The sequence below is a fragment of the Treponema vincentii F0403 genome (assembly GCF_000412995.1).
In the GTDB taxonomy this organism is placed as follows: Bacteria; Spirochaetota; Spirochaetia; order Treponematales; family Treponemataceae; genus Treponema; species Treponema vincentii.
Genome location: NZ_KE332512.1, coordinates 848,757 through 862,824 on the forward strand (window position 1 = coordinate 848,757; position 14,068 = coordinate 862,824).

Genomic DNA, 14,068 nt, shown 5'->3' on the forward strand with positions numbered 1-14,068 from the left:
CTTATGAAAAAACCAAGGTTCCGAAAACATCGTAAAAGAGCTTTCCGAACAACAGTATGATGACGCAGATCATCAAGGGTTTGATAAAGGCTGTGCCTTTTTTTATTGCGAAGCCTGCTCCGATATAATTTCCGATTATACCGAATACGGCGGCGGGAACCGCGATGGAATAGATCACTTTGTTGCCGAATATGACGGCGATGAGCGATGCATAGTTCGATGCAAGGTTCAATATCTTGGCATTACCGGAAGCGGTTTTAAGGTCGTACTTCATCCATGCGGAGAAAACGATAATAGCGATGGTTCCCGTTCCGGGGCCGATCAGTCCGTCATAGAATCCGATAACGGAACCGGCGCCGGCCGCCAAGAGGAAGGCCTTCTTTTTGGGTATACCGGCCGACTGATTCTCGGTACCGAAATCCCGTTTTAACAGTAAAAGAACGGCGACAATCGGGAGAACGACAACCAATGCGGTTTTAAGCGTTTCCTGATTAATCATCAGCGCCAATCTTGTACCGAGATATGAAAATAAAACCGAACACACCGCGGAAATTGCGGCAACCTGCCAGTCGACCGCTCCGTTTTTAAAAAAGCGTGCTGCGGAAAGCGTCGTACCGCACGCCGCAGAAAATTTGTTACATCCGATTGCCGTATGGGGAGGAAGCCCGACAAAAAGATAGGCAGGCAGCGAAATTAACCCTCCGCCTCCTGCAGCGGAATCGACAAAGCCCGCCAAAAAAACAAAAAACCATAGAAACAAAAGCGCCCAAATACTTAACTGCATGGACTTATCCTATCATCATTTTGATGCTTTGTATATGACATATCCCGGGCAAACGCATCTTAATACTGATCGCACAATTATTGGCAAAAAGAGCATTGACATTTATCATTTTACCGGTAAAATGATAAATAGTGGGTGAAAGTGGGGGAAAGTAGGTAAAAGTGGAAAAAAGTGTGTTTTCGGGAGAGTATAATAATACGCTTGATGAAAAGGGGCGTATTATGTTTCCTGCAAAACTACGCTGTTTACTGCCGGGCTCACAAGTAGTGATTACCCGTGGAATTGACCGCTGCCTATGGATATTTTCTCCTGAAGAATGGGCATTGCTATCCGAAAAAGTTATGCAATCCGCTTCGTTGTTTCAGGCAAATTCCCGTCTTATCTTGCGCCGGCTTATCGCTCCGGCACAGGAAATAGACATCGATAAGGCGGGACGTGTTTCAATTCCCCAAAGTTTACGTGAATACGCGCAGCTTGAAAAAGACTGCGTGCTATTGGGCATCAACCGCTATCTCGAATTATGGGATGCGGACGAATATCGAGCTTATCTGGAGGGAAGCGAGGCGGATTTCCATCAAGCAAGCGAGGACTTGGGGCTTATTCGTTTTTAACATGTATGAACTTTGTACACACACCGGTTTTATTACAAGAATGCCTGCAGCTGCTTGCCCCGGAAACACCGGATCCGCTTCTTATCGACGGAACCCTCGGCGAAGGCGGTCATAGCGAAGCCTTTTTAAACCGCTTTCCGCAATTAAAAGTCATCGGCATCGATGCCGACCCCGCCATTCAAGCAAAGGCCAAAGTACGGCTTGCCCCGTTCGGTAACCGTGTACGGTTTTTTTTAGGCTGGTCGGATGATTTTTTCGATCAATATCCTCAGGATAATCCTGCGCCTTCGCTCATATTATTTGATCTCGGAATCTCTCTCTTCCATTATACAGAATCGAAACGCGGCTTTTCGTTCAGCGCCGACGAACCGCTCGACATGCGGATCAATCCGGATGAATCGCTGACGGCCGCAGATATCGTCAACACCTACAGCGAGAAAAAGCTGGCGGATGTATTGTACCTCTACGCGGAAGAACGTTTTTCGCGGCCGATTGCCCGTGCTGTCGTTGCGGAACGGGAAAAACACCCTTTTACGGAAGCGCGGCAGTTAAGTGAAACCGTATTCCATGCCGTTCCCGCCCGTTTTCGGCACGGCCCCATACACCCTGCAACCAAAACCTTCCAAGCGCTGCGGATTGCCGTTAACAGCGAACTCGACCGGCTGCCGCGCCTGCTCGAAAAAGCCTTTGCGTGCCTTGCCGAAGGGGGAAAAATGGGCGTTATCTCCTTTCATTCACTGGAAGACCGCATCGTCAAACTTTTTTTTAGAGACCTTGCAAAAAGCTGTATTTGCCCGCCTGAAATGCCGATATGTACATGTGGAGGTATGCCCCGTGCCGCTTTGCTTACCAAAAAGCCGGTCGGCCCCTCTGCCGAAGAGACTGCCGCGAATGCACCGTCCCGCAGTGCCCGTCTCCGTGTCATCAAGAAGCTTTCTTTGAGGAGGTCTTAACCGATATGAAACGCCTTGCCGCTTTGATTCTTACCGTAAGCATTCCGTACTTATTTTTCTTAACCGTTAAACAATCGCAGGTCTATAATGCGCTTGAACGCGAAGTAAATGCATATAACGATGAGCAAAACCGTCTCATCGCAGAAAATAAACGGAAGATTTCGGCTATTTCCATCCTCTCCAAACCGCAGCGAATTGAAAAAATCGCCGTTGAAGAATTGAATATGCAAAAAGCGGATTCCTCTCAAATCATCCGTATCTCCTTAGATAAAGAAAAGAAGGGATAACACCATGCTGCTGGGATTCGAGGCGCTCTGCACGGCTGTCGCAGGCACATTTATTTGCAATTATTCTCATTACGCAGGTTTCAATTCCGTTACGACGGATAGCAGAACCGTGAATCCCCATGCTCTTTTTATTCCCCTGCGCGGTATGCAGCAGGACGGACATCGCTATATCGAACAAGCCTTGCAACAAGGGGCTGATTGTGTCCTTGCCGATGCAGCACACCTCGACATTCAAGAGAACGCTCAGCATATTCTCGTTCTCTGCAAAAGATATGAGGCTACCTGTATCCGTGTTGAACACACGTTAAAAGCATTGCAGGATGCTGCGGCCGCCTATCTGGAGCGATTTCCGCAGCTGCTTAAAATCGGGGTAACCGGTTCAAACGGTAAAACGACGACGAAAGAACTTCTTGCATCCATATTTGCACAGAAATACCGCACTGTAAAAAACGAAGGCAACCTCAATTCGGAAACAGGCTTGCCGCTGTCGGTTTTTACCATAACAAAAGAGCATGAAGTAGGCATTTTTGAGCTCGGTATGAATCGGAAGGGAGAAATTGCGGAGCTTGCCGCAGTCCTGAAACCGAACATTGCGGTTATCACCAATATCGGTACCGCACACATCGGAATGCTCGGTTCTAAAGACGCTATCGCTCAAGAAAAAAAACACATTTTTTCCTGTTTTGATGAAACCTCCGTCGGATTCGTCCCCGCTCAGGATAAGTATGCGGAGTTCTTACAAGACGTGCCGCACGGAAAAATAGTTACTTATAGCGCTGATCCCGACGCTTATACCCTTGAAGGACTCTCAGGCGCTGAGATACGGTATAAAGGGGAAACCATCCACTTACCGCTTCCGGGCAAACACAATGTGCACAACGCCTTTGCCGCGATTGCTGTTGCGGAATACTGCAAAATCCCGCTGCAGTCGATAAAAGCGGGCATCGAACAGATGCAGGCGCTATTCGGAAGATCGCAAATTATCCGCGGGCCGGTAACCTACCTGCTCGATTGCTATAACGCCAATCCCGATTCCATGAATGCAGGGCTTGCGCTCTGCGCCAATATCCGAGTAAGCGGCAAAAAGATTTATGTCCTTGCCTCGATGAAAGAACTTGGTTTTGAATCTCATGAAGCGCACAAAGCCGTATGTGCAGCAGCTTTCGATTCCGATGCCGACGCATTATTTTTTTTCGGCAGAGAGATGTGTATGGCAGCCATCGAGCAAGAAAACGCTGCAAACAAACCTTTTTTCTGCTTTACGGAAGGCTATGCCGATAAACTTCGCGACACGTTAGACGGCTTATTAAAACGAAATGATTTTGTATTCCTGAAAGGATCCCGCAGCCTTGAACTGGAGCAGTTTGAACCGATTCTGAAAAAGGAGCGGGTATGATGCAGCACACTATCACCGTTGAAAAGAACATCAACCGCGACCGGTACAGCTTCACATTTATTCTACTCGTGCTCATCATGGCAGGCATCGGCATTGCAGTGCTCTATTCGGGTTCCCTTCATTACGCCGAACGATTCTTTGACGACCCTTCGTATTTTCTGGTACGCCAATTCCGCAACCTCATTGCAGGAAGTATCGGCCTCATTTTTTTTTCATTTTTCAGTTTTGACCGTTTACGGAAACTCCTCCCCTATCTGTTGATATGCGGTTTTATCTTTTTGTTACTTCCCTTTATTCCGGGAATCGCCTCGCCGCGGAACGGTGCCAGCCGCTGGATTTCCATCGGAGGATTCAGCTTACAGCCGTCCGAGTTTATTAAACTTTTACTCATTGTCTTTCTTGCAAACTTTTTCGATAAAAAAGCGGATCAATTGGACGCACCACTGATTTCCATATTGCCGCCTTTTTTTATAACGGCGATCTTTGTATTGCTGGTATACCTTGAAAGCGATTTTTCGAGCGCCATTTTTTTGATGCTCATTTTTATGATCATGTTTTTTGCCGCAGGGGGACCGCTGCTATGGTTCCTCAAAGGCTTGATCGTTACCATCCCTTGCGCAGCCCTGATGGTCGTTACTTCAACCTACCGGATGAAGCGCGTGCTGTCCTTTATCTCTCCCGATAGCGACCCGCTCGATACGGGCTATCAAATTAACGCAGCCCTCGAAGCGCTTGCAAGCAGCGGGCTTTACGGCACGGGGATAGGGAACGGCGTGCATAAAATTTCGAGCGTACCGGAAATATATTCCGATTTTATTTTTGTTGCGTGGGCCGAAGAAATGGGCTTTTTAGGTGTATGCGGATACCTTGCGCTCTTGCTTACCTTTACCGCAGTAGCCTACCTCATTGCATTTTCGTGTAAAGACCGTTTCGGCTGCTATGTTGCCTTCGGAGCAGCTTCCGCAATTATCCTTCAATCCTTTTTAAACTTAGGGGTTGTTGTCCGTCTGCTGCCTGCCACCGGTATTCCGCTCCCCTTTTTCTCATTCGGAGGATCTTCGCTTATCACAACACTCTGCCTCTGCGGACTGATTATAAATGTTTCAAGCTATTCAAAAAGGAGTGCCTCATAATGTCTGATATTATCGGCGTACAAAACCGCACATATACCGAATCGCTTCCATCTCCTCAGACCGTAAAAAAAACCAAGGGAAGGCAATTTCTTAAAATTGTTATTCTGCTGATGCTGTTGTTTTTAGCAGGCGACTTAGTATATTATCTTTTTATCGTGCCGTTTAATTCAACGGCGAAGATACAGCTTTCAGGCCTCGACACTATTCGCGAAGCGGATCTAAAAAAAGCAGCCGGCCTAACCGGAATGGAAAAATGGGGAAAAATCGATAAGGATGTTTTATTGCATCGGATTACAAGCTACCCCGTCGTTGCGGAAGCGCGTGTCGTTAAAAAATATCCGGACAAGGTGCTGATTGATATAACCGAACGGAAACCGGTCGGCGTATTGCTTGCAACGGTGGGCGGCCGCACTGTCCCGATGGAAATAGATAAAACGGGAACAGTGTTCAAAGTTGCTTCCCAAAAAGATCCTCAAACCCTGCCTATTATCAGCGGCCTTTCTTTTCAGACGATACGGGCGGGGATGAAGGTGCACAAACGGCTCGTACCGCTCTTTAAGCAGCTGGATATTCTGCAGAAAAAAAATCCGGCCTTACTCAGCGAAATTTCCGAGATGAAGATCGAACAGAAAAAATACGGCGGGTTTGACCTCATCCTGTATCCGGTACGAACGCAAGTTAAGGTACATACTGAAGGCACATTGAATGAGGAAAAATTACAGTATATGATATTAGCCTTGGATGTCATACGGGAACTTGATCTTAACGCAAAGATTGAGGAGTTGGATGTACGGGGAGGAACTGCTTCCTACCGTTTAAGAGGGGAAACCGATGAGTGATGTCATAGTCGGATTGGATATAGGCACCAGCGCAATCAGAGCCGTTGTCGCTGAAAAACTCGAAACAGGCGTACTGCAAATTATCGGTGTGGGAACCGGCGTTTCGCAAGGCTTACGGAAAGGAACCGTTGTCAATATCGAAAAGACCGTACAGGGAATTCACGCAGCGGTAGAAGCTGCAGAGATGATGTCCGGCGTGGAAATTACTCACTGCATCACCGGAATAGGCGGTACCCATATCGAAGGGATTAATTCCCGCGGCATCGTCGCCGTTACCGATAAAGGAAAGGGAAACCGCGAAATAGACCAACAGGATATTGACCGTGTGATAGAGGCTGCAAAGGCTGTTGTGATTCCGATGGATAGACGGGTTATGCATGTTATCCCCCAATCGTATATTGTCGACGATCAGCGCGGTATTGCGGATCCGCACAATGTCATCGGCGTCCGTATCGAAGCGGAAGTACATATTATTACCGGATCGGTTACCTGCATCAAAAACATCGTAGACTGCGTAAAGCGGGCTAATTTACAGGTTGATGCGCCGATGTACCACGGCTTAGCTGCCGTAGAATCCGTTATGACGCAGGAAGAACAGGAACTCGGTTCGGTGCTTATCGACATCGGCGGAGGAACAACCGATATTGTGGTAATGTCGGGCGGAGCGCCGGTACTGACCACGGTGCTGCCGGTGGGCGGAAGCCACGCTACAAACGATTTGGCGATTGTAAAAGGGCTTTCTACCGAAACCGCCGAAAAAATAAAGATAACCGACGGGTGCTGTTGGCAGCCGCTTATGGATGACAATAAATCGGTACTGATTTCCGCACCGGGCGGACGGGCGCCTATACAGATTGAAAAAGCGGATATATGCGATATTCTGCAAGCCCGCATGGCGGAAATTTTTACGATGGCAAAGGATAAAATCGCACCGGCGGCTGCTTCAAACCGGTTTGCAGGTAATGTAATTCTCTGCGGCGGCGGTTCGCTTATGCCCGGCGCTACGGAACTTGCCTCGGAAATCTTCGGCACGCCTGCAGTACGGTTAGGTATTCCGGGAACATTCGGCGGTTTAACGGGAGAATACCGCAGTCCGGAATTTGCAGCCGTGCTCGGACTGATTTTATCTCAGTATAAACAGCACAGTCCCGTAGGAGAAGAAAAAAATAAAATTGAAGCCGATTCGGGTAAACTTGTCGGTAAAATAAAAGGTTTTTGGAAAAACTTATTTGAATAAAGGGGAGGGGAAAAATATGGATTATCAAGTGATGCAGCAAAATGAAATGTTACCGGTTAATCCCACCGTTATTAAAGTAATCGGCGCAGGTGGAGGCGGTTCGAATGCGGTGAATAGGATGATGGAGTGTAACATACAGTATGTCGATTTTATCGTTGCGAACACCGATGTACAGGCGCTCAATTATTCAAAAGCACCGATGAAATTGGCAATAGGTTCCAAGTTAACCGGAGGGCTCGGCGCAGGCGGAAAACCGGACGTAGGCGAAAAAGCTGCTATGGAAGATACCGAAATTATTGCGAATGCTGTCCGCGGGGCACACATGGTGTTCATCACCGCCGGTATGGGCGGAGGAACGGGAACAGGTTCGGCGCCGGTTATCGCAAAGATAGCCCGCGATCAGGGAGCTTTAACGGTCGGTGTTGTTACAAAGCCCTTCGCTTTTGAAGGACGGGCAAAGATGCGTACCGCCGAAGCGGGGATTGAAAAGCTCAGGAAGAATGTCGACACGCTGGTTGTTATCCCCAATCAGCATTTATTAAACCTTGTAGACAGCAAGCAGACGATAAAAGATGCCTTTGTTATGGCGGACGACGTACTGCGTCGTGCCGTGCAGGGGATTGCCGATATCATTACCAAAAACGGATTGGTCAATATCGACTTTGCGGATGTCCGCTCCACGATGGCCGGTCAGGGCGATGCGCTGATGGGCGTCGGTACCGGATCGGGAGAAAACCGTGCGGTGGATGCGGCCACCAATGCCATCAACAACCCGCTTTTAGAGGATTCTCATATCGAGGGCGCAACGCGGATATTGGTTAATATTTACGCATCGGAGATGCCTTCTACGGTGGAGGTCAACGATATTATGGAAATCGTTACGGCAAACGCCAATCCCGATGTGGAAACTATCCACGGTATTACCGTCGATGAAACCGACGAAGCCATGAAAGACAAGATCACCGTAACGGTTATCGCGACGGGCTTTCCTACCGATACGGATCCCGTTCAAAACACGGTGCAGAATCAGGGGCAGGCGGCGGGAGCAACCGCACAGCAGGAACCGCTCCATACGCCGTTTTTACAAAACGATTTTATTTCGGCAAGCGAATGGGCAAAGCTGCAAACACCTCAGCAGCCTACTCTCCCCGGCCTCGGCCCGCGGAATGCAGGAATACCGGCAACCCCGCCGCCTCAACCGGCAATGACCGAAAGCCCGCGGCAGCCCATCCGCGTCCAACTCCCCGGCGCCAACACCGACCTCGATGTGCCGGCGTACCTACGGAACAAACGATAAGGATAAGCACATCCGACAATACAATTCTCACAGTTCACAGCACACTCCGCTGCTGTGAACTGCTCACTCATTTTATTTCAGCATAGAACAGCTTGCAGCCATCTGCCTTTTTGCTATAATAATAGCGAGATGACAGGAGCAAATATACTATGGAAAAAGAATTTGACGAACTAACTATAGCTGATGATTATATGTTCTACCGCGTAATGGAAGACCCTGAAATCTGTAAAATGCTTCTAAACAGGGTTTTGCAGGGTAAAGTAGATACGATAACCGAAATAGAATTACAAAAGACAATAGACGATGCAGGGCGGGCAAAAGGCGTGCGGTTTGATGTTTGGGCAAAGGACTGTAACGGTCGTATTTACGATATAGAAATGCAGGCCATCGACAAGAAAGACCTTGCAAAACGTATAAGGTATTATCAAGCGGCCATCGATGTTAGTATCTTGGGAAAAAGTAAACCGTATGAAAGCCTGCCCGATACATTTATACTCTTCTTCTGTACGTTTGACTATCTTGAGAAAACCTTACCTGTTTATACTTTTAAGACGATGTGCAGTGAGGATAGTCGGATAGAACTAGGTGATGGGGTAACGAAGATAATTATAAACAGTAAAGCGGCGGAACACGAGAAGAATGAAGAACTGAAAGTATTTTTAGAGTACATGAACGGAAAAGTCAGCAACGACGAATTCATCCAAAGGCTAGAGCAACGGATAAAAGAAGTAAAAGCAAATGAAGAGTTGAGGAGGGAGTATATGTTGGTAAATACTATTGAGAGGGATGCACGGAATGACGGATGGAAAGCCGGCATTGCGCAAGGTATTGCGCAAGGTATTGCGCAGGGTAAATCTCTTGGTCTTGCAGAAGGTGAAGCACGAGGTTCCCATCACAAAGCTCTCGAAACCGCGCGGAACTTACGCTCTATGGGCTTATCAATCGAAAAAATCGCACAAGCTACCGGTCTAACCGTACAAGAAGTGGAAACAATTGCTGTATCTTAATACAAAATTCTGCAAGCGTATTGAGTAACAGCCGGTACGATTTACTCTAGGAGAAACAGGGTAAGCACATCAGACAAATTGATCAAAACCGCAAAATAATTGAGATTGTGAGACCATTTGACCGCGAAGCGGTTCAATTCTGGTCGAGCAAACTCAATTATTTTGCGGGGAAATTCAAAAGACGTCTGATGTGCTTACCCTGACAAACAACAATGACTGAAATACAACTGCGAGCCTTTTACGGGTATCTGATCTCGGCGGAGGCGCGGGCGCAGCTTACGGCAAAAACCTATATCAACACTATGCGTCTCTTTCAACAGCAGCTCGGCTCGGAGCGCCTTATCGAAGACGCTTCCGCGGACGACTGCATCGGTTTTCTCCTTGCACGGGCGGGAGAAGGCGTAACGGGAAGAACGCTTGCAAAAGATCAGGCGGCGCTCCGCTCCTTTTACCGCTTTTTGCAGCTGGAAAATGTCCGCACCGATAACCCTGCAGAGCAGCTGGAAAGCCCCCGCCGCGAAAAAAACTTGCCGCGAGCGCTTGAGCTCGACGAAGTAGATAAGCTCTTAGCCGCAATCCCGCTGGATACGCCAAACGGCATCCGCGACCGCGCCCTGTTTGAGCTGATCTACTCGGCGGGGCTGCGGGTAAGCGAAGCAGTAACGCTCTCGCTCGAAGACATTTTCTTTAACGAACAGCTGTTGAAAGTACGGGGCAAAGGCGGCAAGGAGCGCATCGTTCCTTTCGGAGCGCAGGCGGAAGAGCGGCTTACTGTTTATTTAAAAACCGCCCGCCCTCTCCTTCTCAAACCGGCACACAGCGAAAACACCGAAACAACCGGAGCGGTGTTCTTAAATCACCACGGCGAACGGCTTACCCGTAAAGGCATTTGGAAACGCTTACAGGAAATTGAACAGCTCAGCGGCGTTACCACAAAAATCCACACTCTCCGCCACTCGTATGCAACCCACCTGCTCGCAGGCGGGGCAGATCTCCGCTCCGTGCAATGCCTGCTCGGTCATGCAAGCATCGCCACCACTCAGATTTACACCCATATTGAAGACAAAGAGTTGGAAGCCTACCACCGTAAATTTTTTAAGCAATGAATGTCTCGACGGCTATATCGACGGATACAATCCTTCCCAAACGATTTTTTTGTACATATCGGGATCGGTGTCTCCTTCCGTAGAAAAGCACAGTATCTTTGAATTCTTATCGAGCTTTAATGCCGCGCGTAAATCCTTCATATCATCGTGCTGCATAATTGAGGCTAAGAGGCCGAACGGTACCGCGCCGGATTCGCCTGAGGTAACCGGTGAATCTCCCTTGATGGGTGCTGCGAGCATACGCATACCGCGGGCGGAAACCCAATCGGGCGCCGATACAAAGCAGCTGGTATTATTTTTGAGGATATCCCACGAGATGGTGTTCGGTTCGCCGCATGCAAGTCCCGCCATGATTGTTTGCAAGTCTCCCGTTACAAAGTGCGGTTTCCCATCGGCTGCCGTCGCAGACCGGTATAGGCAGTCTGCCGCGCGGGCTTCTACGACAACGGTAACGGGACAATTATTGGGGAAGAGATTTTTAAAATATCCCTGAATTGCACCGGCAAGCGAACCGACTCCCGCTTGTACAAAGATATGGGTAGGACGGTCTACTCCTGCCGCCTTGAGCTGTTCCGCAGCTTCAAGCGCCATCGTACCGTAACCCTGCATAATCCACGCGGGGATTTCTTCGTATCCTTCCCATGCGGTATCCTGCACCATCACACCGTGTTCGGTTTTTGCGGCAAGCGCGGCTGCCATACGCACACATTCGTCGTAGTTAACGTTTTCGATGGTAACCTGTGCTCCCTCTTTGGCAATGTTATCGAAGCGGGTCTTTGTAGAACCTTTCGGCATCAATACAACCGATTTTTGACCGAGCTTATTTGCAGCCCAGGCCACACCGCGCCCGTGATTACCGTCGGTTGCGGTAAAGAAGGTAGCCTGCCCGAACTCTTTCCGCAGTTTTTCACCGGTTAATACTTCGTACGGAAGTTCCGAAACATCTTTTTTCAGCTGTTTTGCAATATACTTAGCCATTGCAAAGGAACCGCCGAGCACTTTAAACGCATTTAAGCCGAACCGCCACGATTCATCTTTGATAAACACCGAACCGACGCCGAGCATATCCGCCATCTTTTTTAGAGGCACCAGCGGAGTCGGCGCGTATTGCGGGAAACTTTTATGAAATTCATGCGCCTTGTTGATTTCGTCTAAAGCCATCACCGCAAGCTGTTTGTTGCCCGTTTTCGGAAGCTTATTTTCCGTCCAAAGAATCTTTTCCATACATCACTCCTGTAAAACCTTTAAAATAGAGCATTGGAATGTCCCAAAAGCAGGCTCGTTTTTCACATCCCCGGCTATTAGGGCAATCGTCCAAAAAATTCAAGTTTCGGATAGCTCCATTTCTTATTCAAAAAAAATTTGTTTGAATCAAAATATTTGTTTGTTAATCATAGCACAGATACAAGTTATGTCAAGTTCAAGAAGGGCAAGCGTATCAGGCTGTTTTTTAGCAGCCCCGCATAATCATTGAGGCTGTTCAACCAGAGTTGAACCTTTTCGCGGTTCAAATGGTCTCACAACCTCAATGATTATGCGCCTTTTATCTACTCTACCTGATGCGTTTGCCCCTCTACAGAATAAAGTGTGCGAAATTTTGGGTAAAATTTCGCACAGCAAGGAATATAAGCGCTTGGAAGATTTTAGGTGCGTTTGGGCTGTGGTCTAAAGCTCCGCTGCTCGATGCCGAAACTATAAATAGTAGAAAGATGCCGTATGCATCAAGCAAATGATTATGTTTATCGGTGTATGGTATTTTTCATTATGTGGAGGGTAATGTATGAAATTGTATTCAATCAAAAGTAATCCGGGCGATGTGTCTTATTTTTCAATCCTGAACGAGACGGACAAGGGATATTTTATCCGCATCTGCCACGATAAAGAAGGATACGAGAAAATCAGCGAAGAATTTCTTGATAATGATATGTTTGCGCTATGCCTGCGCACAGGATATATCAGTGAGGTTCCTGCAGAATCTCACGGAGTCGCTTAATCGAGTAAGAATTTCTTTATGAGCATCAACGTGTATTCTCTGGGAGCCGCAGAGGAAGTAACCGGTTCAAAGCATATCCTCGACGTTGACGGATATTTGTATCTCTTTGACTGCGGGGCTTTCCAAGGGAAGCGGGCGGAAGCCGATAAGAAAAATCGAGACTTTGGCGTCCCTGCCGATAAATTAACCGCCGTGGTTCTTACCCACGGCCACTACGACCACTGCGGACTTTTGCCGCTGTTGGGCATACACGGGTTTGCCGGCAATATCTATGCGACGCCTGCTTCACGGGATATTGCCAACCTCGTTTTGATGGATTCAGCCCGCATACAGGCGCGGGATGCCGAATACCTACAAAAACAGGCGCTCAAAAAACACGAAAAATTCGACTGGAAACCGCTTTTTACCGAAGAAGATGTCGTACAAACCATCAATCAATTTGTAACGGTTTCCTATCACCGGCCGGTATGGATTGGGCCGAATGTTCAGCTCGAATTTTACGATGCGGGACATATTCTCGGCTCCGCGATAGCGTTTATCACGGCAAAAGATTCTACCGGCAAGACCGTAAAAATTGCATTTACCGGAGACCTCGGCAGAAAGAATAAATCGATTATCCGCGACCCGGATATCATTCCCTCCGCCGACTATATTATGATAGAAAGCACCTACGGGAACCGCCGGCACGAGGATATTCATAACGCGATGGATATGCTGGAACATGCGGTCAATGATGCGGTAAAGATGCGCGGTAAAATTATCATCCCCGCTTTTGCCGTTGAACGGACACAGGAACTCATCTATTATTTCCATCTGCTGACGGATCAAAAAAGAATTCCCTATATTCCCATCTATGTCGATTCGCCGATGGCAGTCAACGCAACGACAATCTTTCAGGTGCATCCCGAATGCTTTGACCACGAAACGCAGGAAGCCTTTGTCAAACACCATAAGAATCCGTTCGGCTTTAATGCGCTCAAGTTTATTACGAGCGTTGACGAATCGAAAGCACTCAATGCGATGGAAGAACCGATGGTTATCATCAGTGCGGACGGTATGTGCGAATTCGGCCGCGTTACGCATCATCTTGCAAATAATATTTCAAAACCTTCGACAAAAATCATGCTGGTAGGATATATGGCCGAAAATACGCTCGGCAGACGCCTGCGGAATCGTGAGCCGGAGGTAAAGATATTCGGAGAATGGCATCCGGTTCGCGCGGAAATCCTTCAGATAAATGCATTCAGCGCCCATGCCGATTATGTTGAAATTGTCGAGTGGCTCGATAGCCTCGACACCGGAAACTTGAAAAAGCTGCTGATGGTTCACGGCGAACCGGACGCACAGAGTTTCTTTCAAGCGTACCTACAAGAGCACCGCTATGAATCGCACATAATGAAATACGGCGATGTAATTGAGTTATAA

General features: G+C 48.0%; 14 protein-coding genes. 12 read left to right on the forward strand and 2 right to left on the reverse strand.

The window, feature by feature from the left end:
- Position 1: 1 nt before the first annotated feature.
- Positions 2 to 784 (reverse strand): sulfite exporter TauE/SafE family protein, encoded by a 783-nt coding sequence (locus HMPREF1222_RS03805; protein ID WP_016518282.1) that lies wholly within the window; start codon positions 782 to 784, stop codon positions 2 to 4.
- A gap of 161 nt (positions 785 to 945) precedes the next feature.
- On the opposite strand from HMPREF1222_RS03805, the gene mraZ reads away from it, so the two are divergent.
- The 10 genes from mraZ (at position 946) to HMPREF1222_RS03855 (ending at position 10,650) form a co-directional block, all read left to right on the forward strand.
- On the forward strand, positions 946 to 1,395 hold the full coding sequence (gene mraZ, locus HMPREF1222_RS03810) for a division/cell wall cluster transcriptional repressor MraZ (protein WP_016518283.1): 450 nt from the start codon (positions 946 to 948) through the stop codon (positions 1,393 to 1,395).
- A gap of 5 nt (positions 1,396 to 1,400) precedes the next feature.
- Positions 1,401 to 2,348 (forward strand): 16S rRNA (cytosine(1402)-N(4))-methyltransferase RsmH, encoded by a 948-nt coding sequence (gene rsmH, locus HMPREF1222_RS03815; RefSeq protein ID WP_016518284.1) that lies wholly within the window; start codon positions 1,401 to 1,403, stop codon positions 2,346 to 2,348.
- A 5-nt stretch (positions 2,349 to 2,353) separates the two neighbouring features.
- Entirely contained in the window at positions 2,354 to 2,635 is a 282-nt protein-coding gene (locus HMPREF1222_RS03820; RefSeq protein ID WP_006189855.1) for an FtsB/FtsL family cell division protein, read from the forward strand.
- A gap of 4 nt (positions 2,636 to 2,639) precedes the next feature.
- Positions 2,640 to 4,031: a UDP-N-acetylmuramoyl-tripeptide--D-alanyl-D-alanine ligase gene (locus HMPREF1222_RS03825; protein ID WP_016518285.1), complete on the forward strand. Its 1,392-nt coding sequence runs from the start codon at positions 2,640 to 2,642 to the stop codon at positions 4,029 to 4,031.
- Positions 4,028 to 5,164, forward strand: coding sequence for a putative lipid II flippase FtsW (gene ftsW / locus HMPREF1222_RS03830; protein ID WP_016518286.1), 1,137 nt, complete (start codon positions 4,028 to 4,030; stop codon positions 5,162 to 5,164). Before HMPREF1222_RS03825 ends, ftsW begins: the two co-directional genes overlap by 4 nt.
- Complete coding sequence (locus tag HMPREF1222_RS03835) at positions 5,164 to 6,003, forward strand: cell division protein FtsQ/DivIB (protein ID WP_016518287.1); 840 nt, start codon at positions 5,164 to 5,166, stop codon at positions 6,001 to 6,003. The genes ftsW and HMPREF1222_RS03835 overlap by 1 nt, the downstream gene beginning before the upstream one ends.
- Entirely contained in the window at positions 5,996 to 7,240 is a 1,245-nt protein-coding gene (ftsA, locus tag HMPREF1222_RS03840) for a cell division protein FtsA (protein WP_016518288.1), read from the forward strand. Before HMPREF1222_RS03835 ends, ftsA begins: the two co-directional genes overlap by 8 nt.
- A gap of 16 nt (positions 7,241 to 7,256) precedes the next feature.
- Positions 7,257 to 8,537 (forward strand): cell division protein FtsZ, encoded by a 1,281-nt coding sequence (gene ftsZ, locus HMPREF1222_RS03845; RefSeq protein ID WP_016518289.1) that lies wholly within the window; start codon positions 7,257 to 7,259, stop codon positions 8,535 to 8,537.
- A 149-nt stretch (positions 8,538 to 8,686) separates the two neighbouring features.
- Positions 8,687 to 9,544, forward strand: a complete 858-nt coding sequence (locus tag HMPREF1222_RS03850; RefSeq protein WP_016518290.1) for an Rpn family recombination-promoting nuclease/putative transposase — start codon at positions 8,687 to 8,689, stop codon at positions 9,542 to 9,544.
- A 212-nt stretch (positions 9,545 to 9,756) separates the two neighbouring features.
- A complete protein-coding gene (locus HMPREF1222_RS03855) occupies positions 9,757 to 10,650 on the forward strand; it encodes a tyrosine-type recombinase/integrase (protein WP_016518291.1) in 894 nt (297 codons plus the stop codon).
- A gap of 12 nt (positions 10,651 to 10,662) precedes the next feature.
- On the opposite strand, the gene dpaL is transcribed toward HMPREF1222_RS03855, so the two are convergent.
- Entirely contained in the window at positions 10,663 to 11,874 is a 1,212-nt protein-coding gene (dpaL, locus tag HMPREF1222_RS03860; protein WP_016518292.1) for a diaminopropionate ammonia-lyase, read from the reverse strand.
- 556 nt (positions 11,875 to 12,430) lie between these two features.
- On the opposite strand from dpaL, the gene HMPREF1222_RS03865 reads away from it, so the two are divergent.
- Together HMPREF1222_RS03865 and HMPREF1222_RS03870 are read left to right on the forward strand one after the other, a co-directional pair.
- Complete coding sequence (locus HMPREF1222_RS03865; protein WP_016518293.1) at positions 12,431 to 12,643, forward strand: hypothetical protein; 213 nt, start codon at positions 12,431 to 12,433, stop codon at positions 12,641 to 12,643.
- 18 nt (positions 12,644 to 12,661) lie between these two features.
- Positions 12,662 to 14,068 (forward strand): MBL fold metallo-hydrolase RNA specificity domain-containing protein, encoded by a 1,407-nt coding sequence (locus HMPREF1222_RS03870; RefSeq protein ID WP_016518294.1) that lies wholly within the window; start codon positions 12,662 to 12,664, stop codon positions 14,066 to 14,068.